Source organism: Roseibium sp. AWQ4_290 (genome assembly GCF_056160985.1).
Window position 1 is genome coordinate 1 of record NZ_JBSWYG010000009.1, and the last position, 19,198, is coordinate 19,198.

Annotated in this window: 16 protein-coding genes and 2 tRNA genes; 9 read left to right on the top strand and 9 right to left on the bottom strand. The window is 59.8% G+C overall.

Annotated features, from left to right (window positions below):
* Nucleotides 1-267 precede the first annotated feature (267 nt).
* Together ACXAH0_RS10530 and ACXAH0_RS10535 are read left to right on the top strand one after the other, a co-directional pair.
* On the top strand, nucleotides 268-810 hold the full coding sequence (locus ACXAH0_RS10530; protein WP_475190989.1) for a PilZ domain-containing protein: 543 nt from the start codon (nucleotides 268-270) through the stop codon (nucleotides 808-810).
* Between the two features lie 603 nt (nucleotides 811-1,413).
* The gene (locus ACXAH0_RS10535; RefSeq protein ID WP_475190991.1) at nucleotides 1,414-1,830 is read left to right on the top strand and encodes a hypothetical protein; all 417 of its coding nucleotides are present in this window, start codon (nucleotides 1,414-1,416) and stop codon (nucleotides 1,828-1,830) included.
* A 108-nt stretch (nucleotides 1,831-1,938) separates the two neighbouring features.
* On the opposite strand, the gene ACXAH0_RS10540 is transcribed toward ACXAH0_RS10535, so the two are convergent.
* Nucleotides 1,939-2,013, bottom strand: a tRNA-Gln gene (locus ACXAH0_RS10540).
* A gap of 316 nt (nucleotides 2,014-2,329) precedes the next feature.
* On the opposite strand from ACXAH0_RS10540, the gene ACXAH0_RS10545 reads away from it, so the two are divergent.
* A tRNA-Pro gene (locus tag ACXAH0_RS10545) sits at nucleotides 2,330-2,406 on the top strand.
* A 26-nt stretch (nucleotides 2,407-2,432) separates the two neighbouring features.
* Here the strand turns inward: ACXAH0_RS10545 and ACXAH0_RS10550 are convergent.
* Nucleotides 2,433-4,289: a putative bifunctional diguanylate cyclase/phosphodiesterase gene (locus ACXAH0_RS10550; protein WP_475190995.1), complete on the bottom strand. Its 1,857-nt coding sequence runs from the start codon at nucleotides 4,287-4,289 to the stop codon at nucleotides 2,433-2,435.
* Nucleotides 4,290-4,643: 354 nt separating this feature from the next.
* On the opposite strand from ACXAH0_RS10550, the gene ACXAH0_RS10555 reads away from it, so the two are divergent.
* A complete protein-coding gene (locus tag ACXAH0_RS10555) occupies nucleotides 4,644-6,134 on the top strand; it encodes an aldehyde dehydrogenase family protein (protein ID WP_475190998.1) in 1,491 nt (496 codons plus the stop codon).
* Nucleotides 6,134-6,865, top strand: a complete 732-nt coding sequence (locus ACXAH0_RS10560; protein ID WP_475182802.1) for a sulfite exporter TauE/SafE family protein — start codon at nucleotides 6,134-6,136, stop codon at nucleotides 6,863-6,865. The genes ACXAH0_RS10555 and ACXAH0_RS10560 overlap by 1 nt, the downstream gene beginning before the upstream one ends.
* A 150-nt stretch (nucleotides 6,866-7,015) precedes the next feature.
* Here the strand turns inward: ACXAH0_RS10560 and ACXAH0_RS10565 are convergent, their stop codons facing one another.
* The 3 genes from ACXAH0_RS10565 to ACXAH0_RS10575 all read right to left on the bottom strand — a co-directional run bounded on the left by ACXAH0_RS10565 (nucleotide 7,016) and on the right by ACXAH0_RS10575 (nucleotide 10,128).
* Nucleotides 7,016-8,278 carry an ABC transporter permease gene (locus ACXAH0_RS10565; protein ID WP_475191002.1) on the bottom strand — a complete coding sequence of 421 codons (1,263 nt, stop codon included), beginning with the start codon at nucleotides 8,276-8,278 and terminating at the stop codon, nucleotides 7,016-7,018.
* A 1-nt stretch (nucleotide 8,279) separates the two neighbouring features.
* The gene (locus ACXAH0_RS10570; RefSeq protein ID WP_475191007.1) at nucleotides 8,280-9,050 is read right to left on the bottom strand and encodes a taurine ABC transporter ATP-binding protein; all 771 of its coding nucleotides are present in this window, start codon (nucleotides 9,048-9,050) and stop codon (nucleotides 8,280-8,282) included.
* A gap of 94 nt (nucleotides 9,051-9,144) precedes the next feature.
* Entirely contained in the window at nucleotides 9,145-10,128 is a 984-nt protein-coding gene (locus tag ACXAH0_RS10575) for a taurine ABC transporter substrate-binding protein (RefSeq protein WP_475191012.1), read from the bottom strand.
* 285 nt (nucleotides 10,129-10,413) lie between these two features.
* On the opposite strand from ACXAH0_RS10575, the gene ACXAH0_RS10580 reads away from it, so the two are divergent.
* The 3 genes from ACXAH0_RS10580 (at nucleotide 10,414) to ACXAH0_RS10590 (ending at nucleotide 15,203) form a co-directional block, all read left to right on the top strand.
* On the top strand, nucleotides 10,414-11,793 hold the full coding sequence (locus tag ACXAH0_RS10580) for an aminotransferase family protein (protein ID WP_475182821.1): 1,380 nt from the start codon (nucleotides 10,414-10,416) through the stop codon (nucleotides 11,791-11,793).
* A 171-nt stretch (nucleotides 11,794-11,964) separates the two neighbouring features.
* Entirely contained in the window at nucleotides 11,965-13,440 is a 1,476-nt protein-coding gene (pdxR, locus tag ACXAH0_RS10585; protein ID WP_475191016.1) for a MocR-like pyridoxine biosynthesis transcription factor PdxR, read from the top strand.
* Nucleotides 13,441-13,583: 143 nt separating this feature from the next.
* Nucleotides 13,584-15,203 carry a thiamine pyrophosphate-binding protein gene (locus ACXAH0_RS10590; protein WP_475191019.1) on the top strand — a complete coding sequence of 540 codons (1,620 nt, stop codon included), beginning with the start codon at nucleotides 13,584-13,586 and terminating at the stop codon, nucleotides 15,201-15,203.
* A gap of 32 nt (nucleotides 15,204-15,235) precedes the next feature.
* On the opposite strand, the gene ACXAH0_RS10595 is transcribed toward ACXAH0_RS10590, so the two are convergent.
* Nucleotides 15,236-15,514 (bottom strand): hypothetical protein, encoded by a 279-nt coding sequence (locus tag ACXAH0_RS10595; RefSeq protein WP_475191022.1) that lies wholly within the window; start codon nucleotides 15,512-15,514, stop codon nucleotides 15,236-15,238.
* Nucleotides 15,515-15,638: 124 nt separating this feature from the next.
* Nucleotides 15,639-16,331 carry a type 1 glutamine amidotransferase gene (locus ACXAH0_RS10600; protein WP_475191027.1) on the bottom strand — a complete coding sequence of 231 codons (693 nt, stop codon included), beginning with the start codon at nucleotides 16,329-16,331 and terminating at the stop codon, nucleotides 15,639-15,641.
* 370 nt (nucleotides 16,332-16,701) lie between these two features.
* Between ACXAH0_RS10600 and ACXAH0_RS10605 the strand changes: the two genes are divergently transcribed.
* On the top strand, nucleotides 16,702-17,028 hold the full coding sequence (locus ACXAH0_RS10605; RefSeq protein WP_475191031.1) for a hypothetical protein: 327 nt from the start codon (nucleotides 16,702-16,704) through the stop codon (nucleotides 17,026-17,028).
* Nucleotides 17,029-17,054: 26 nt separating this feature from the next.
* Here ACXAH0_RS10605 and ACXAH0_RS10610 read toward each other — a convergent pair whose 3' ends face one another.
* Together ACXAH0_RS10610 and ACXAH0_RS10615 are read right to left on the bottom strand one after the other, a co-directional pair.
* Complete coding sequence (locus tag ACXAH0_RS10610; RefSeq protein ID WP_475191034.1) at nucleotides 17,055-17,525, bottom strand: DM13 domain-containing protein; 471 nt, start codon at nucleotides 17,523-17,525, stop codon at nucleotides 17,055-17,057.
* Between the two features lie 161 nt (nucleotides 17,526-17,686).
* The gene (locus tag ACXAH0_RS10615; RefSeq protein ID WP_475182848.1) at nucleotides 17,687-19,162 is read right to left on the bottom strand and encodes a helicase HerA domain-containing protein; all 1,476 of its coding nucleotides are present in this window, start codon (nucleotides 19,160-19,162) and stop codon (nucleotides 17,687-17,689) included.
* Nucleotides 19,163-19,198 lie beyond the last annotated feature (36 nt).

Sequence of the window (19,198 nt, forward strand, 5' to 3'; positions counted from 1 at the left end):
TGTCACTCGCATAGGCTGCGGTGAGGGAATTGATCTGGCGGCGGGGAAGATGCTTTATGATCTGATGAAAAACGCTTAGGGTCATTCTTGGGTCCGTTTTTGGGAGAGATTATGAATCAGGCGTTGCAACCACGATTCTAGACTATCTCCTTACAAAACGGGCCTTTTTTATCCTTAGTCAGAATTTTCCCGGACAGTAGTGGTGTCCTTGTTTAAAAGAAGAGCCGTTCGGACTGCCTTTTCATCCGAACGCTCAGAAGATGTGAAATGACAATGCCCGACGACCAGAACACCGAGAACAAACAGTCTGACACGCCTGCATCCGCCGCAGCCTCACGGTCTTCAGAGGCAGATGGCCTGCAAGAGCGCCCCCGGCGCATGCGCTCCTTGAAAAAGGGCAAGATCCTTTTTCAAAAGGGGCTGCGGTCCATTCCCTGTATCGTGCGCAACCTGTCGGAAAACGGCGCGAAACTGGAATTCGAACAGGCCTTCCTGCTGCCCCAGCAATTCACGCTGCAGATCGATCTGGAAGATTTTGAAGCCACCTGCGAACGGCGCTGGGAAGACGGCCTGACCTGCGGGGTTGAGTTCATCGGCCAGAAACGGGCGGTGAGCAAACAGCGCTCCCAGGTTCTCAAATCCTCCGAGCAGGCGCTGCGGGAAGACATCGATGCGCTCCAAGATTCGCCGCACAATTTCTTCTCCCGCAAGCGGCTGATGGACCAGAAGGCGAGCCAGACCCCGGACCAGCCCGTACGGCGCAGCCGCCCGGCCGGTGGCAGCAAACCGGGTTTCGGCAAACGGCGCTGAGGCAAGTCAGACTAGGGGCGGCACCGGCCAGAGGCCCAATGTGCGCCGCGTTCCTATGGGGTCAGAACCGTTTGTCTCCTGCGCTGACATCTCTGATGGCAGACAGCGGAAGTCGGATCGGATGAAATCCGGTATGCGCGCTTGCCCCTTTTAAGCGATGATGTTTGACCCCTGCCGGTCTGAGGCCATCCCTGCGCCTGACCTTTTTTCCTGAAAGCCCCCCTTGTGAACGCCCCTCAGCCTTGCCCTGGCTGCACAGCGTCTCCAGTGCCATCCTGCACCTGATGCGGGACCTGTCTTGCGACCCAAGCCAGGCAAATACCAAAAGCCCTGGCGCGAAGGCCGGGACGGCGGACGGCTAAAGCGGGCGCTCACCCGTCTGCCCATTTGCCCGTTGCGCCGACCGCCACAAACCGGTTGCTTTGCGCTCCCGTCTTTTTAAACTGTTACCGATTTTTGTTCGAGCAGGTCGCGTTCACACGGTTTCAAAGCGTTTTGTCTTTTGCCCTGACACTGCCGGGTTCCGGCAGCGAAAGGCAAATCAGGTGAATGGTGATGGGCTCTCCTTCAACGTTTCAGAACGTTCATTTCAGGATAGACCTCATGGCAAGACCCCTTTTGTTGGCACTTATGTGCCTGTTTCAGACCGTTGCGGCCCTGGCGCAGGACTATGGGGAGATCGGCAGCTACTGGGCCGTGATCGGCCCGGACGATATGTATAATTCCAGGGGCGCCCGGTTGACGGACCTCGGCGCCGTCTTGCAGCAGGACCGGGCCAATTACCACCGTTTCGGCGTCCGTCATCCGGGCGACGAGCCTGACCCCGTCTTTGCCGACCGGGCCACCCGCGCACTGATCCCCGGCCTCTACCGGAATTCCTACAAGGTGCCCGAGCTGGACGCCAAAGTGCGCGCTGGCGAACCGTTCCGGGTGTTCATCTTCATTTGCGGCTATGGCCGCACCCCAACCAATATTGCCGTTGTGCCAGACTGGATCGGCGATCATTCAGGATGTTTTTGAGGGCGGCTTGAGGCGTTAGCTGGGTGACTTTATGGAACGCCCACAGAAGACGGCCCACCAAAATCACTTGGTTCACCGGCGAAATCAAAACTGACACGAAAAGAAAACTGGCTGGGGTGGCTGGATTCGAACCAGCGCATGGCGGTACCAAAAACCGCTGCCTTACCGCTTGGCTACACCCCAAGGCCGTGGGGATGCTGTATAGCGAGGTCGTTTCGGAAGCGCAAGCCTTGCCGCCCCCATTCTCTCCGGCGCACAGCCTAGTTTTCCCCAGATCTGCCTGACGGCATCATGTCTGTTGTCAAAAGTCCTGTCTTTTCCGGGACAATACGGGCCGCCGGACAAGCTATGCGGCTGGTCTTGTTCACAGTTTCAAAAAAATGGCGGGCGGACCGGCAAATCGCTTGCGGGATGAGATGAGCTTTGCTAAATGACCCTCCACACAGCGAGGCCTTGCCCGCTGTTCCCGATGGATTGAGCTAAAATCCAAACAGCAAGTCGGAGTGTAGCGCAGCCTGGTAGCGCACCTCGTTCGGGACGAGGGGGTCGGAGGTTCGAATCCTCTCACTCCGACCATTTTCTTCTCTTTGACACCCCTACTTTTAATGCGCGGTTGCGGTCTGGCGGACCCAGACCTGCCCCTTTGAGGCGGCCAGCAGACTGCTGAGATCGGACGCAGACATGGGCTGTCCGAAGTGGTGGCCCTGCAGCAGATCGCATCCCATATCCGATGCGAATTGCGCATGGCGTTCGGTTTCAATCCCTTCCGCGACGATGGTCATTCCGAGGCTCTTGCCGATCCCGATGATCGAGGCCACCAGCGCCCGGGCGGTTGTGTCGCCGACAATGGGCTGAATGAACTGGCGGTCGATTTTCAAAACGGACGGGCGGATCTTCAAGAGCCCCTGTACGGACGCGTGCCCCGTTCCGAAATCATCAAGCGCGATGGTCACGCCCAGCTCCCGGAGTTCGCCCAGGGTCCAGTGAACCACGTCGCCAATGCGCTCCCGATAGACCGATTCCAGAATCTCGATGGCGAGCCTCTTCGGAACGATACCCGAATTCTTCAGATCATGGATCAAGGTCGGGTCGGCCAGCCGCCCAGCAGACACATTGATCGAGATATTGGGCAGGTCCACGCCTGAACTGTCCAGAACCTTGAGCCCGTCCGGCAGCGCCCGGAACACGAGTTCATCAATACGCTTCAAGATGCCCACGCTGGCAGCCGTTTCCAGAAACGCAACGGGGGACAGCAGCCCCAGGCGGGGATGGTCCCAGCGCACCAGAACTTCAGCGCCGGTAACACAGCCGGTCTCGGCCTCCACAAAGGGTTGAAAATACGGCACGAACTCGTTCTTCTCGCAGGCGAGCAAAAGCTCGGTCACAAGCCGCTTGCTGGCCAGAGCCTCCGCATGCATGTCTTCGGTGAAAAACGACCACCGCCCCCGCCCATTTGTCTTGGCGTGATAAAGAGCCGTGTCCGCATCCGCGACAACCTGCTCCGGGCTTGCCATATGGGCATTGGCAATCGTAACGCCGACACTTGCACTGCAAAAGGTCGACTTGCCCTCAAAGGCAAAGGGGGCGTGCATTTCCTGCACGATCGCATCGGCCAGCCTGCTGATGTCCAGCGCGCTTTTGCTGAGCGGCCTTAAAATGATGAATTCATCGCCGCCGATGCGGGCAACAAAGTCGCCGTCCTTGGTCAGGCGCCGGAACATCTGGGCGACCGAGACCAGCAGCCGGTCCCCGGCATCATGGCCAAGCGTGTCGTTCACGGATTTGAACCGGTCGAGATCAACATAGAATACAGCAAATTCCGGTCCGCCCTGCTGTAGAGCTCCGATCCAGGACTTCAGCTCGACTTCAAAATGCCGCCGGTTGGACAGCCCCGTCAACGCGTCTTCCTTGGATTCGCGTGTCACCGTTTTTGCAAGCTCATGCAGGCGCGCGTTTTCCCGCTCCAGCTGCTCAATGCGCTCCCTGCAGTCCAGCAGCTCCCGGTCGGCGGCACGGGCTCTGCCGGATGGTGCCACAGAGGCGAGAGGCTCAGCCCCGGGCAATGCAGGCGTCTCGTCCAGTTCAATCAGCGAACACAGCCACCACCGGCTGCCGCTGTCCGGATCCGACAAGGGGGTCCAGCTCATCTTCTGCCAGTATGTTTCGCCCGTCTTGCGGTTGTTGTGGGTCTTGATGGAGAAGCGCTCCCAATTCATCAGCTTTTCGATGATGAGGAGATGGTTGCCCTGCTCCGTGCTTGCGCCGATCAGCAAAGTGCCCCGTGCACCTATGACCTCTTCGCGCTCATATCCGGTGATCTGGGTGAATGTGCTGTTGCACCATTGCAGATACATCACGGCGCCGTCGTCGTCCGACGCCAGAGCCAGTGCCAGGCCTTCAACGAATTTGTCCGAGACCTGGTTCAGGATATGAGGTGGTATCGCGGGTAAGCCCTTCATCTCCCGGCAGTAAAAAGACCCTGCCGAGTTTAGGCAATTGTCAAATTCACCATGCCCAGGCGTTTCAAGGTGGAAATCGGGGACTGTGCGCTAGATCCCAGACCGTGGCCAGCGCGTGTCGGCTTGAACACCTCTCAAACACTATCCGTTCTCGATCACCAGACCCTAGACGCCCGGTCTTGTTCCGCAAACGCGCCGCCGGAACGTTCAGACAGCGCCCTGCCACCCCTCGCTTTTTCGTCTCCCAGAACCAGCACATTTTGGTCTTATCAAAGCAGATTTCTGGCCCTATAGCCCCTCCCCGCGCGCCGGATAGGGTGCTAGCCTGACCAGTTACGGTGGAGGACCCTTTTCATGATCACCCCTTTGACGCTTCCGGCAACGCCGGACGCCGTGTTCGAAACCTATCGGCAAGTGCATTTGATCGGCGGTGGACGGGTCCGCGCCGAAGCGTCACTCGATGTCAGAAACCCTGCAACCGGCAAGGTCCTTGGACAGGCGGCAGCCGGAACCGAAACAGACGTGGCAGCGGCAGTTGCTTCGGCAAAGGAAGCCCAGCTGTCTTGGGCGCAGATGCCTGCGCGCGCGCGCGGCAAATGCGTTTCCGCCGCAGCCCGGGCCCTCTCCGAGCAGGCCGAGCTGATCGCCCAGGTTCTGGCCCGGGAAACAGGCAAGGCGATCCGCACGGAATGCCGGGGAGAAATCGCCGTTGCTGCCGATATCATCGACTTTTACGGAAATCTTGGCTCCGAGCTGAAGGGTCAGACCATCCCCTATGACCCGCGCATGCTCACCATGACCACCCGAGAGCCATTGGGTGTTGTGGCGGCGATTGTGCCCTGGAATGTGCCTTTGGTGCTGTTTGCCCTGAAGGTCGGCCCGGCCCTTGTGGCGGGCAATGCGGTGGTCGTGAAATCCTCCGAAGAGGCGCCCTTTGCAACCTATCTGCTGGCAGACATCCTGCGTCAGCACCTGCCGGAGGGGGTGCTGAATGTGGTGAACGGCACCGGTTCAGACTGCGGCGCAGCCCTGACCCGGCACAAGGATATTGCCAAGATCACCTTCACGGGCTCGGAGGCCGTTGGCGAGACAATCTACAAAATCGGCGCCAGCCGCATCATTCCTGTCTCCCTGGAACTGGGTGGAAAATCCGCCATGATTGTCTGCGAAGACGCCGATTTGGAAAAATCTGTCGCAGGCGCCATTTCAGGAATGCGTTTCACCCGTCAGGGCCAAAGCTGCACCGCCGCCAGCCGAATCTACGTTCATGACAGCCTGCTGGAGGCTTTTCTGGACCGGCTGGGAGAAGAACTCGACAGGCTGAAAATCGGAGATCCTCTGGACGAGGCAACCGATGTCGGCACCATTATCAATGCGCGGCAGGCCAACACCATCAGGAGCTATATTGCCCAGGCCGAGGCAACAGGCGGAGCGACGGTCAGACGCTTCAGCCGGTTGCCAGACAGTCCGGATCTTTCGCCGGACCTCTTTCTCCAGCCAACCCTTCTGACCGGCTTGCCCGACGATCACCCCTGTGTTCTGGAGGAAATCTTCGGACCCGTCGCGGTGGTGAAAGGCTGGAGCGACTATGAAACGGTTATCGGCCTTGCCAACAGCACCCATTACGGCCTCGCCGCCTCGGTCTGGACAACAAGCCTGTCGACGGCGCTCGACAGCACGTCCCGGCTGAATGCGGGCTATGTGCAGGTCAATCAGAACCTGACCATTCAGCCCAATGTGTCCTATGGCGGGTTCGGGCGCTCCGGCCTGGGCAAGGAAGCCTCTCTAGAGGCCATGGTGGAGCATTTCACCCGGTCGAAAACCATCGTCATGAATTTCGACTGATGGAGATCTTTGCAGGTTTGGCTGCGGCCACATTCTCGGCCGGGTTTTTGCGCGGGATCACCGGGTTCGGTTTTGCCCTTGCTGCGGTGCCGCTGTTCAGCCTCAGCATCTCGCCGGTCCACGCGGTCATTCTGGCCCAGATCCTGCAAATTGCCGCCGCCCCCCTGGATCTCTACCGCCACCACAACAGCCTGGACCGCAGTGCTCTTATGCCACTGTGCGCGGGCGCGGTCCTGTTGACGCCCATTGGCGCGGTTTGCGCCACGCAGCTTGCGCCGGATGTGATGCGTCTGGCGATTGCCCTTGTGGTGCTGTTTGGTTTGGCGGCGCTTCTGTTCAACCTCCGGATTCCGGTGGGCCGGGGACCTGCGGTGGCCGCAGGTGCGATGGCCGGGCTTTTGGGCGGTCTGGCCGCCATGCCCGGCCCGCCAGCCGTCGCCTATTTTCTCGGTCGCGGCCTTGATAAATCCACCAGCCGCGCGTCGCTGCTACTGTTTTTTGCCTTTACGGCAGCGCTGGCGCTGCTTTCCATTGCCGCCGGATCCGACCTTCTGGACTGGCCCCTCTTGGTGAAGGGGACGCTCTGCTATCCGGCCCTTCTGGCCGGGACCGCGCTTGGAGGGCTCGTCTTTCAGCGTCTTGGCGAAGGGCATTACAGAATGGCCGCGCTTGGCGTCCTGTTCCTGTCTGCTCTTGTCACCGGCCTCAAGGGACTTACCGGTCTTCTCTGAACGGCCCTCTTCCCAACCCCAAGGTTTTGCGCGAAATCAGGCCCGCTTGATTTGGCTTCTGACGTTGCCCACGCAACAAAATAAGACGCCGCCCGAAACGGGCAGCGCCCTTGGACCGGCGCCAGCGGACAGAACAGTCAGCTCACGGGGTCAGGAACGCCCTTTCCAGGGCACCAGCACCTTTTCCAGCTTGCGCATGAGGATATCGATGCCAAAGCCGATCAGGCCAATCAACACAATGCCCATGATCACAATGTCTGTTGCCTGAAATTTGGAGGCGGCCACAATCATCTTTCCGGCGCCCTTTTCTGCAGCCACCAGTTCTGCCGCAACCACTGTCCCCCAACACACGCCCATCGCCACACGTGCGCCTGTGAAGATCTCCGGCAGCGAGTTCGGCACGATGACGTGGCGCAGCACCTGCCATTTGGAAGCGCCAAGCGAATAGGCCGCATGAACCTTGGTGATATTCACCCCTGACACACCCGCCCGGGCCGAGATGATCATGACCCAAAGGGCCGCCAGAAAGAGCAGCACGATCTTGCCGTTCTCGCCAATTCCGAACCAGATGATCACAAGTGGAATGAGGGCCAGCGGGGGAACAGGGCGCATGAATTCGACAATGGGGTCGAACCAGCCCCGAGCCCAGCCCCACAGCCCCATGGCATAGCCAAGCGGAATACCGATCAGCGACCCCAGAACAAACCCGGCCAGCACCCGCCACAAGGACCAGCCGACATGATCCAGCAGCGCGACATTCTGATAGCCTTCGCGCGCGATCTGCACCAGCTGGCTGACAACAGCTTCCGGCGGCGGCATCCAGATCGCTTCCATCTGCAGGCCCTTGTCAGGTGAGAAATTCAACGAGCCCTTTCGTGTCATTGTAACCGATCCGTGGGGAACACTTATCGTCTCGCCGGGAACAATCGGCTTGCCTTCAACGGCAATCACCTTGGCCCCGTCTCCGTCATTGCGCTGCGCCCGGATCAGAACCGAGCGCCATGCGGCGACCGTGGCGCTGTCACTTTCAGCAAAGCCAGTTGCAGGCTTCGGCGCCGGCTGCTCGACATCCGCACCCATCTCATGAACCAGAACGGTGACTGTGGCCTCTGCCGTCTTGCCATCGGGAGCCTCTGCCTCATAGATGAAGGACGTTGTGCCCGTGAAAGGGCCCGGAACGTGAAACGGCACCAGTTTGGAGCCCGTGAACGCCCCCCAAACCAGAAACACCACGATGATCGAGAGCACCGAGGCGGCCCGGTCGGCGGAGACCGCGCTTTCATCCCCAAACGTGACCGTCTTCAGCGACGTGAAATCCGTCACCTTGTTCATGGACGAGCGGACGAGCCGCAGGGCCAGATAGGCGCCGAAGAACAGGACGGCATAGACCGCGAGAATAACCAGACCCGTCATGTTATGCCTCAGCTCCGCTCATGATTTCCTCTTCCATCTCCCAGATCATGCCGAGAATTTCCTTCTTGATGTCCCCAAAGGCCGGGTCTTCCTTCACGCTGCGCAGATCAGCGCCGACCGCGCGCTCCGCAAAGGGAAGCCTGTATTCCTTGTGGATGCGCCCGGGCCGCGGCGCCATGACAAGCAGGCGCTCTCCAAGAAGCAGGGCCTCATCCACCGAGTGGGTGATCAGGATGATCGTCTTGCCGGTCTTTTTCCAAAGGTCGAGCACCAGACCCTGCATCTTCTCGCGGGTCAGCGCATCCAGCGCACCAAGCGGCTCGTCCATCAAGATGACATCCGGCTCGTTTGCCAGGCAGCGCGCCAGGGCAACACGCTGTTGCATGCCACCGGACAGCTCGTAAACCGCCTTGTTCTTGAAGGAGCGCAGACCCACCGTGTCGAGAAGGTTCTCAACAATCGTATTGCGATCTGCCTCCGGCACGCCTTTCATGCGCGGCCCAAACTCGACATTCCGGCGCACATTCATCCACTCAAACAGCGCCCCTTTCTGAAACACCATGCCCCGTTCCGCTCCAGGTCCGGTCACCGGGGCCCCGTTCAGCGTGACAGTCCCCTCGGTAGGAGCCAGAAAGCCGGCAAGGATATTTAGCAAGGTCGACTTGCCACAGCCTGACGGACCCAGGACCGACAGCAACTCGCCCTTTTGAATGTCCAGAGAGACATCCTTGAGCGCCTGCACATGCCCACCGTCCGGAAGGTCAAACCGCATGGAAAGGTTTTCAATGCTCAATGAGCCCATGGTGCTGATACCCGTCTGAGTGATGAGAAAAAGGCGGGTTTGCACCCGCCTTTGAAAACCGGTCTCACTGTGCGGCTGCGAGCGGACCTGAGTTCACGCTGTCCTCGTAGCTGTCGAGCGCGCTTTCGATGCTGCCCGCCTCAACGAAGACATCAGCGACACCTTTCATGAATGCCTGTGCATTGCCGCCCAGCCATTTTTCTGACAACTGTTCTTCAATCGTCGGGAACGTGAAGGTGGAAATGGAGGCCTTGGTGGCGTCAAGATCCATGCCGGATTCCTTGGCGATCTTCTCCAGCATCTCAGGCGGCTGACTGGCGGCCCATTCCGCATTTGCCGCAGCCGTCACGGCCAGGAATTTCGAAACCAGCTCCGAGTTCTCAACCGCAAAGTCGGCTGGCGCGGAGGTCACATCAAACACCAGAATACCCAACTCTTCCTTCTCGGCCCCGCTCAAAAGAACATTGCCATGTTCCTTCATCCGCGACAGCCCCCCGCCCCAACCACAGGCAAAATCAACCTCGCCCTGAGCCAAGGCGGCCGCGCCATCCGTCGGCGCCATGTCAACAACAGTCAAGGAAGACACATCGACCCCGAAATGCTCCATCTGACGCAGGAACCCGTAATGGGCGGCCGTCCCGATCGGAACGGCAACCTTCTTGCCAGCAAGCTCCGAAGCGCTGTCCTTGTCGATCTCCAAATCGGCCGCGACGACGCAATTGTCATTTTCAGAATAGCTCACCGCCACATCGAGCACTTGAAGCGCCTGACCGGCAGACGCTGCCACGACAAAGGGAGGCACCCCCTGGGAGACAGAAATCTGCACATCTCCGGACGCCATGGCGGCCGACATGGCAGTGCCGGTCTCAAAACTCACCCACTTAACCGGCATGCCGAGGGCCTTTGCATAGGCGCCGTCGGCTTTGGCTGCCAGAAATGGCATCGGCCATTCCAGGAAGTAGCCGACTGTCAGCTCTTCGGCGGCGGCGGCGGCTTGCGCGCTGAACAAAAGCGCCCCACCGGCCAGAAGTTTAGCAATCATCTTCATCCCATTCTCCTTCGATAATCCCGCCGGACGGGCTGGTCCGATCGGCTCCGCCCATTCGTCAGATCCGTGCAACCTTTTTCTTGAAACGCTGCAGCCCTTGTCATGAAGATCAGTATTTCGCTGGCTTTCAATAGAATTGGAACACTGGTCTTAAGACTTGAGCCGATCTGGCTCTACTCGCGCTGAATTTTTGAGCAGAAAGTTTAGGCAACTGCACCGAAAAGACCCTCTCCTTTCGCGGTTGGATCCTTGTGCCCCTCGAGCACGCCTTACGGAGCGATACCAGTGACTTTCTCTGCCCCAGCCAATCATCTTGACGATGTTATCCGCGCGGACCGTGCCCATGTCTGGCACCATCTGACCCAGCACAAGGCCTATGAGACGAGCGATCCGCGCGTCATGGTCGAGGGCAAGGGGATGCGGGTGTGGGATGCATCCGGCCGGGAGCATCTGGATGCCGTGTCTGGCGGTGTCTGGACAGTAAATGTCGGCTATGGCCGCAAGAGCATCGCGGACGCTGTCAGTGAACAGATCACGCGGCTCAATTATTTTGCCCAAAGCGCCGGGTCCATTCCTGGCGCCCTTTTCGCCGAGAAGCTGATCGAACGCATGCCGGGCATGAGCAGGGTTTATTTCGTCAATTCCGGCTCCGAGGCAAACGAGAAAGCCTTCAAGATGGTGCGCCAGATTGCGCATAAGCGCTATGGCGGCAAAAAGCACAAGATCCTGTTTCGCGAACGGGACTATCACGGCTCGACCATCGCAACCATGTCGGCGGGTGGCCAGCCGGAACGCAACGCCCAGTATGGTCCCTATACGCCCGGTTTCGTAGAAGTGCCGCACTGCCTTGAATACCGCGCCCAATGGGACACGGAGACCTATGGCGAGCGGGCGGCCCGGGCGATAGAAGAGGTCATCCTGCGCGAAGGGCCCGACACCATTGGCGCCCTGTGCCTTGAAACGGTGACAGCCGGTGGCGGCGTCATCACTCCGCCCTCAGGATACTGGGACCATGTCCAGCATATCTGCCGCAAATACGACATTCTGCTGCATCTTGATGAGGTTGTCTGCGGTGTCGGCCGGACCGGAACCTGGTTTGGCTACCAGCATTATGGCATCCAGCCGGACATGGTGACCATGGCCAAGGGGGTTGCCTCGGGTTATGCGGCAATTGCCTGTCTGGTGACACGCGAAGAGGTCTTTGACATGTTCAAGGACGATGCATCCGATCCAATGAGCCACTTCCGGGACATCTCAACGTTCGGCGGCTGCACCGCCGGTCCGGCTGCGGCGCTGGAGAACATGAGGATCATCGAGGACGAAGGTCTTCTGGAAAATACGCTGGCCATGGGAGCCCGACTGATGGACAACCTCGGTGCCTTGAAGGAAAAACATGCAGCCGCGGGCGACGTGCGCGGCCTTGGCCTGTTCTGCGGTCTGGAACTGGTTACCGACCGCTCAGACAAAACACCGGCAACGGAAGCCCAGGTCCAGGCTGTGATCGCAGACTGTATGAAACAGGGGGTCATTATTGGCGCGACCGCACGGGCATTGCCGGGGCTGAACAACACGCTGTGTCTCGCCCCCGCCCTTATTGCGACGGCCGATGATATTGACGCGATCACTGAAGCGATTGACGGCGCCCTGACGCGCGTTTTTGGTTGAGGGCCTTAGACAATCTTCAAACAGCCGTCCGGCCGGGAGTGGTGTCGAGAGCGTATGGCCCTGCGCTGGCCAGGGAAGTGAGGGCTGCGGATCTTTCCCGCCTGAAGATTGCGCCAGGAACCGGTTGGACATAGCCTAAGGCAAACGAAATCGGGTGACAGGTTACGGAATTTGGCTATTCCTCCGGAAATCTTTCTGCTTCCCCAAAACAGCAATGCGACCTTACAGCAACAAATTCAGCAAATGGTTGCTGAAGCTATTGTGTCCGGCCATTGCGCGGCGAATGAGAAAATGCCGTCGTCCCGCAGGCTGGCCGAGCATCTGAGCCTGTCCCGGACAACCGTGACGCTGGCCTATGCGGAGCTGGTCTCCAATGGCTATCTGGAATCCCGGGACCGGTCCGGCTATTTCGTTGCCAGCTCAGCGCCGACGCTGCCAGTCTTCACCGCCACGCAAATCCCGGAGACAGCCGGTGTTGACTGGGATCTCAAGCTCGCCCAGCGCCCGCAATCGCGCAGCGACATTCTGAGGCCGCCCAACTGGTCCGATTACCGCTTCCCGTTCATCTACGGACAATCAGACCCGGATCTTTTTGATCATCTGAACTGGAGAACCTGCGCCTTGCGCGCAGTCGGCCGCAAGGATTTCGACACGCTCACCCATGATCATTACCAGAATGATGATCCGATGCTGGTGGAGTACATTCTGCGTTACATTCTTCCGCGCAGGGGCATTCGCGCGCATCCCGATGAACTCCTTATCACCCTGGGCGGGCAAAATGCGCTTTGGATGATCGCGCAACTGCTGCTGTCGGACGGCCAGAACGCCATCGTCGAGAACCCGTGTTATCCGGGGCTTCGCAAGATTTTCGACCAGATGCGCTATGTCGCCACGTCCATCGATGTCGACCAGGACGGCTTGCCGGCGGATCTCATTCCCACCGGTGCGGACGTCGTCTTCACCACGCCCAGCCATCATGCGCCCACAAACGTCACCATGCCACTTGAGCGGCGGCAGGCCGTGCTGAAACGGGCGGAACAGGATGGCTTCGTGATTGTCGAGGACGATTACGAGTTCGAAATGACCTATACGAGCCCGCCCGCCCCTGCCCTGAAATCCATGGATGAGGTTGGCCGTGTGATCTATGTCGGTTCCTTTTCCAAATCCATCTTTCCCGGGCTGCGGCTTGGGTATGTTGTCGCCGCAAAGCCCCTGATCCGGGCAATGCGGGAGCTTCGAAGTGTCGTTTTCCGGCATCCCCCCAGTCATATCCAGCGCACCACAGCTTATTTTCTGTCCCTCGGCCACTATGACAGCCAGATCACTCGCATGGCCCGCGTATTCGGGAAACGGCGTGCGATCATGGAACAGTGTATCCGGGACTTCGGCCTGACCCCGGATGTGCGGAACGTGAACGGCGGCTCCTCCTTCTGGATGCGCGCACCCGACGGTGTCGACACCACACAGCTTGCCGTTGACCTTCGGAAAAAGCGCGTTCTCATCGAACCGGGCAATGCCTTCTTCGCCCATCGCTCTCCCGATAAATCTCATTACAGGCTGGCCTATTCCTCCATCCATGCCAATCTCATCCGGGACGGCATTGCCCTGGTCGCCGGCGCGATTGAAGAGGCGTGCAAAGCCACCTGACCCGCCGGACCGTCAAACACACTGCACCGCTCCGGCAATCTTGATAGCGGGTGCTGCGGGTTTTGATTGCCAGTTTCTGTTTGCCGTGCAAGGTCTCTCGCCGGGACCGGCCAGCAAAACGATTTTGGAGTGCGGGAAGACAAATGCCAGAGATTGAGACGATGCGCGCGGCGGATTATGTGGCCCGGCGCCTTTATGAAGCCGGGTGCCGGTTTGCCTTCGGAATGCCCGGCGGCGAGGTTCTGACGATCGTGGACGCGCTGGAGCGGGCCGGAATCAGGTTTATCCTGTGCAAACATGAAAACAATGCGGGCTTCATGGCCGAGGGCGTGATGCACCGCACCGGCGCTCCGGCCATCCTTGTGGGAACGGTCGGTCCCGGTGTCGTCAATGGGTATAATGTGGTGGCCAACGCCTTTCAGGACCGGGTGCCGCTGATTGTCCTGACCGGCTGCGTTGATGCCCATGAGGCGGAAATGTACACTCATCAGGTGCTGGACCACCGGGCCGCCTTTGCCGAGGTCACCAAAGCCACCTTCACCCTGACAGCCAAAGCCGCCGATGTGATTGCCGACAAGGCGGTCGGCATTGCAAGCGACGGCCGCGCAGGGCCGGTGCTGATTGATGTACCGATTTCCGTTGCCGATGAGAGGATCGCCCTGCCCCCACGGCGGCGCCCGAAGGCGAGCCCGAGCGCTCCGGCCGGGACTGATCTGGAAACCGCCCGGGGCTGGCTGGCACAGGCAGAACGCCCCGTCATGGTGATCGGGCTGGATGCAGTGGCCGATCAGGCCGGGCCGCAAATCCAGGCGTTTTGCGAAACCTTCCAGGTGCCCTTTGTCACCACCTACAAGGCCAAGGGCCTTGTGCCGGAAACCCACCCACTCTGTCTTGGCGCGGGCGGCCTGTCGCCCAAAGCCGATGCGCTGCTCCAGCCCTTCCTGCAATCTGCAGATCTGATCCTTTGCGCGGGTTATGACCCGATTGAAATGCGCATCGGCTGGCAGGAAATCTGGGACCCGGCCCGGATCAATGTCATCGACATCACCGCCGAGCCCAACAGCCATTACATGCATCAGGCCACGCTGAATTTCGTGGCCCACACGGGCGCTGCCCTTACCGCCCTTGGCGGCGGCCTGACGGGCCGCAAGACCTGGGGGGGGGGTGAGATTGCACAGCTGCAAAAGGCCCTTGGCGAAGCTTTTGCGGATGGCGGCACCTGGGGACCGGCGGCAGTCATAGATGAAGTTCGCAAGGCCTTGCCCGATACGGCGCTGGCAACGGCCGACAGCGGCGCCCACCGGATTCTGCTCTCCCAGCAATGGACCTGCCATGAGCCGAGAGGCCTGATCCAGTCCACCGGCTTGTGCACCATGGGCTGTGCCATCCCCATGGCGATCGGCCTGAAACTCGCCTCCCCGGACCGGCCGGTCGTGTCCTTTTCCGGAGATGCCGGCGCCCTGATGGTGATTGGTGAACTGTCAACCGCCCAGGAACTGGGTGTTGCGCCCATCTTCGTGGTGTTTGTCGATTCGTGCCTCTCCCTGATCGAACTTAAACAGCGCTCGCGCCAGCTGACCCGCAAGGGGGTCGATTTCGGCCGCCATGATTTTGCTGCCCTTGGCCGCGCCTTTGGTGGAAAAGGACATATGGTTGCAAATCGCGCGGAGTTGCGGGCAGCGCTGGATATGGCCCAGACAGTAGACACATTCACCGTGATTGCCGCCGTGATCGGCGAACACGCCTATGACGGCGTGATCTGAACCGCTACTGGCCAACCTCTGCTTGCCTCCGTTCAGGTGCTGCCGGGGGCTGGTCGGGCCGCACGGGCCCGGCTGAGATTCATCAGGCCAAACAGGGCCCCTAAACTGAGCAGTGTCAGGCTCGCCAGCACCATTTTCGGGCCTGCGGCGACCAGCAATCCGGCCAGTGCGGGCGCGGCCAGGGCATTGATCAGGTTCATGGGCAAAGCAATGGCAGACATGGCTGCCGCATAATCCGCCTTTCGATAAAACACCAGCGGCATTGTTGCCCGGGCCACTGCAAAGGCCCCGCTGCCAGCACCGCCAGGCACCCGGTGGCGCCCCAGCCTATAATCTGCGTGATAGCAAGCGTAAGGAAAACAAGAACGGAACGTCTCATTTTCCTTGTCTAATCTTGCGCGATGACGTTTTAGCGACAGTGGACGGATGAGAGGATCAGGATGAAACTCCGGAAGCTGCTTCACTGAGGAAAAACGCACTGATTTCATCGGCCAGACGGGCATTGCCGTTGGCTTTTTCCGGGTTTGCACTGATCCGTGCCTTGACATCTTCCGGCAGGAGCGCGCCGCGCACTTGCAAGAGCCCTTCGATAAAGGACCCGTCATATTCGGGATGGGGCTGCCAGGTCAGGATCTGATCGCCATAGGCAAGGGCGGCGAATTTGCAGCCCTCGGCGGTGGCCAGGACCTCTGCCCGCTCCGGAAGTTCGACAATCTGGTCCTGATGCCAGGCATTCAGCACCACGTCTTCCCCCCCTGTGCGGTAGCGTGTTGCGCCGATCATCCAGCCTTCCTTGGCTTTTGCCACCTTACCGCCAAGCGCCTGGGCGATGATCTGATGACCAAAGCAAATCCCGAGCAGTTTCTGCCCAGCCGCTGAAATCCGGCGGATCAGATCTTCCAGAGGCGCGATCCAGGGGTGGTCTTCATAGACCCCGAATTTGGACCCGGTTATGATCCAGCCGTCCTGTTCGGTGACCGACGCGGGAAACTCGCCGTCCAGGACCCGGTAGGTGGTGAATTCAAATCCGTGCCCGTCCAGCAATACGCGGAATCTTGCATCATAGTCGCTATGGTCAGCCGCAAGCTCTTGCGGGACTTCACCGGTTTGGAGAATTCCGATCTTCAAGGGTCACTCATTCATGTTGGCCCGGGTGCCGGTCTCAGAACCACTGCCCGGGAAAAGACTATCTGGCCGCGTTCAAGATGGCGGGCGCCGACGCCTTGTCAAGCAAAACCGGCGTGCCGCTTGCGCACATATCGCCCGCAGCCGCCCCCACAAGGTCCTCAAGAACCCGTCCCGCACGGCAAACAAGAGCAGTATTTCTGAAATTTTTCACACCCGGGCGACGCCCTTCCAGATCTGATTGATCCGATTGCCAAAAGCCCTGGCCACAAAGGAGCTGAGAGCGCTACAGCGGAAAAATCCGCAGCGACATCTTGATCCTGCGCACCGCTTGCGTTAAATAAGAACAAAATAGGAACATTTGAGATCAGCGATGCAGTTTGTCAGCCCGTTACAAGAGCAGCTTTCCGTGATGCGCGCGTCTTTGCCGAAAGCCCCCCGCGCCGTCACGGCGACTGAAGTGACGGCCCAGGATGTGCGTCAGATGATCCTTTATTTGCGCAAGGCCCGCGACCGGGCCGAGGCCATCCGCGAGCGGGCGCCCGCAGGCAGCTATATGGAAAATGTGCTGGCGCGGACCATTGACGGCATCACGCTTGAATTGTCCCAGCTGGACTATCTGCTCGCCCGCACTTCCGCTCCTAAAGCGCAGGGCGCCTCGCACAGTCGGGCGCCCGGCCGCATGCGCCCTGCAATCTGACCACCAGCCTTGCAAGAAGCCGTGCTTCAACGGTATTTGGCGGAGGTGATGAATTCCCCGAAAGCCTCGCACCACACAAGCACTGTCGTATAGTCTTCAAGGCGAACGCCCTCCGGAAGATCGACGACGAAGCCGTCGAAAGTCTTGATATCCCCCAGGCGGAGCGCGGTGTCCTTCACCTCTTCAAATCCGGCCTCATCCTCCACAAAGGATTTCAGCAGATAGAGCTTGTAATCCGGGCCCGGCGCAAGCGCGCCCTCATGGGTGATCCGGGTTCGCGAGAGACTGACTTTGCCCTCGCCCCAATGGAGAAAGTCACTGCCTTCAAGATCCCGGCTGAACGTGGCCTGATAGCGCGCCTCCCCCGCCGCGGCGGCCAAAAGGGCTGCATCCGGCCCCTTGGGGGCCGTCAGAATGGGCAGCATATAAACGCCGAGGGCAAAGCCGAAGCCGAGCACTGCCCCATGGGAAAACAGAAGAATGATCAGCCGCCGCATCGGCACCTCTTTTTGCCCAACCAGAGCCGGTCGCATGTCACCGGTTTGAAGCCAGATGAACGCCGCACACTCTTGAGTCCCCAAAAGATACGCAGGCCGAAAGCATGATCAACACATCTTGCATAACATCTGTGTCAGGCTTTGTTGATAGCCTGGCCGCGTCAGGCGGCAGCCTCATCACCGGGGGCGGTCTGCCAGCCAAGATCGGTCAGCGTGACAATCCGGTTGCCGCGCAGATCCGTGGCGCAGACCAGGAAGCCGCGCTCTTCCATATGGCTCAAAAGCCAGCGGGCCCGGCCCGGAGAGCGCGTGCCATAGGCAGTGGCAATCTCGATATTTCCCGGACACGGTGCCTTGGCCAGGGCGGCCTTGGCCAAAAGCAGATAGACACCGCGCATATCTTCCGGCAGTTCGGCCGCAATCAGTTCGGCCTGCGCCCAGGCGCCGTCATCCATCTCGCCCTTTTCCACCCCGGCCCGGGCGACCGAGAGCTTTTCCCGGAAGGTCTGAAGGTCAGGGGTTCCGCCAGCCAGTTTGGCAATCCGGCAGCGCACCTGAAAATCCTGGTAAAGGGTGGCAATCGGCTGAAAGGCCGCTTCGTCATCCTCCAGAATCCCGGCGATGATCTCAGAGATCTTTTCTTCGCGCTCACCGAAATCCAAAAGGCTTTCGGCAGGCGGCTCTGCCGCTTCATTCGCCCGTTCGGCACTTGTGAGCTGATCCAGCACCTCTCCCGTGGAAACAACCGGCTCCACAAACCTCTGGCGCGCCGGCGGCATCTCGTCGGCAGACGGCGTGAAAATGAGATCCTTGGCGTCTTCCTTGGGCTGTTCGGGCAACGGCATCAGTTTCGGGCTGCCACCGCGCCCCATGGTTTCCACCGGTCCGATCTTGATAGGCACGGGACGCCGGAACAGGGCGGGTCCAAGTGCGATGAAATTGCCCCGGTCCAGATTGCGGAAACTCTCCGCCTGACGCCGCTCCATGCCCAGAAGATCGGCAGCGCGGGCCATGTCGATGTCCAGAAAGGTGCGGCCCATGAGAAAATTCGAGGCTTCAGCGGCCACATTCTTGGCCAGCTTTGCCAATCGCTGGGTGGCAATGATCCCGGCCAGTCCGCGCTTGCGGCCCCGGCACATCAGGTTGGTCATGGCCCCAAGGGACCGTCTGCGGGCCTCTTCGGTCACCTCTCCGGCCGCAGCAGGCGCGAACAGCTGGGCTTCGTCGACCACCACAATCATCGGATACCAGAGATCCCGGTCCGCATCGAAAAGGCCGTCCAGAAACGTGGCGGCGGCCTTCATCTGCCTGTCCGCATCCAGTCCCTCAAGATTGAGAATGACCGAAACCCGGTGCTGGCGCACCCGCCCGGCAATCATCTGCAGGTCCTTTTCCGTGCCAACCGCATCGACCACCACATGGCCGAATTTTTCGGCAAGAGAAACAAAGTCCCCTTCCGGATCAATGATGGCCTGCTGCACCCAGCTGGCCGATTGTTCCAGAAGGCGGCGCAGCAGGTGGGATTTTCCCGAACCGGAATTGCCCTGAACAAGGAGACGCGTTGCCAGCAACTCTTCCAAGTCGAGTGCGGCGCGCGATCCCCCCGTCATTTCCCCGATATCGATCTCAACCGTCATGCGTTCCTGGCCGGCACTTTATGAGCACGTTGCGTT

Bases quoted from the DNA above. Each gene is read 5' to 3' on its own strand.
- ACXAH0_RS10530 (WP_475190989.1), top strand. From the start codon at position 268: ATGACAATGCCCGACGACCAGAACACCGAGAACAAACAGTCTGACACG.
- ACXAH0_RS10535 (WP_475190991.1), top strand. From the start codon at position 1,414: ATGGCAAGACCCCTTTTGTTGGCACTTATGTGCCTGTTTCAGACCGTT.
- ACXAH0_RS10550 (WP_475190995.1), bottom strand. From the start codon at position 4,289: ATGAAGGGCTTACCCGCGATACCACCTCATATCCTGAACCAGGTCTCG.
- ACXAH0_RS10555 (WP_475190998.1), top strand. From the start codon at position 4,644: ATGATCACCCCTTTGACGCTTCCGGCAACGCCGGACGCCGTGTTCGAA.
- ACXAH0_RS10560 (WP_475182802.1), top strand. From the start codon at position 6,134: ATGGAGATCTTTGCAGGTTTGGCTGCGGCCACATTCTCGGCCGGGTTT.
- ACXAH0_RS10565 (WP_475191002.1), bottom strand. From the start codon at position 8,278: ATGACGGGTCTGGTTATTCTCGCGGTCTATGCCGTCCTGTTCTTCGGC.
- ACXAH0_RS10570 (WP_475191007.1), bottom strand. From the start codon at position 9,050: ATGCGGTTTGACCTTCCGGACGGTGGGCATGTGCAGGCGCTCAAGGAT.
- ACXAH0_RS10575 (WP_475191012.1), bottom strand. From the start codon at position 10,128: ATGAAGATGATTGCTAAACTTCTGGCCGGTGGGGCGCTTTTGTTCAGC.
- ACXAH0_RS10590 (WP_475191019.1), top strand. From the start codon at position 13,584: ATGCCAGAGATTGAGACGATGCGCGCGGCGGATTATGTGGCCCGGCGC.
- ACXAH0_RS10605 (WP_475191031.1), top strand. From the start codon at position 16,702: ATGCAGTTTGTCAGCCCGTTACAAGAGCAGCTTTCCGTGATGCGCGCG.
- ACXAH0_RS10610 (WP_475191034.1), bottom strand. From the start codon at position 17,525: ATGCGGCGGCTGATCATTCTTCTGTTTTCCCATGGGGCAGTGCTCGGC.
- ACXAH0_RS10615 (WP_475182848.1), bottom strand. From the start codon at position 19,162: ATGACGGTTGAGATCGATATCGGGGAAATGACGGGGGGATCGCGCGCC.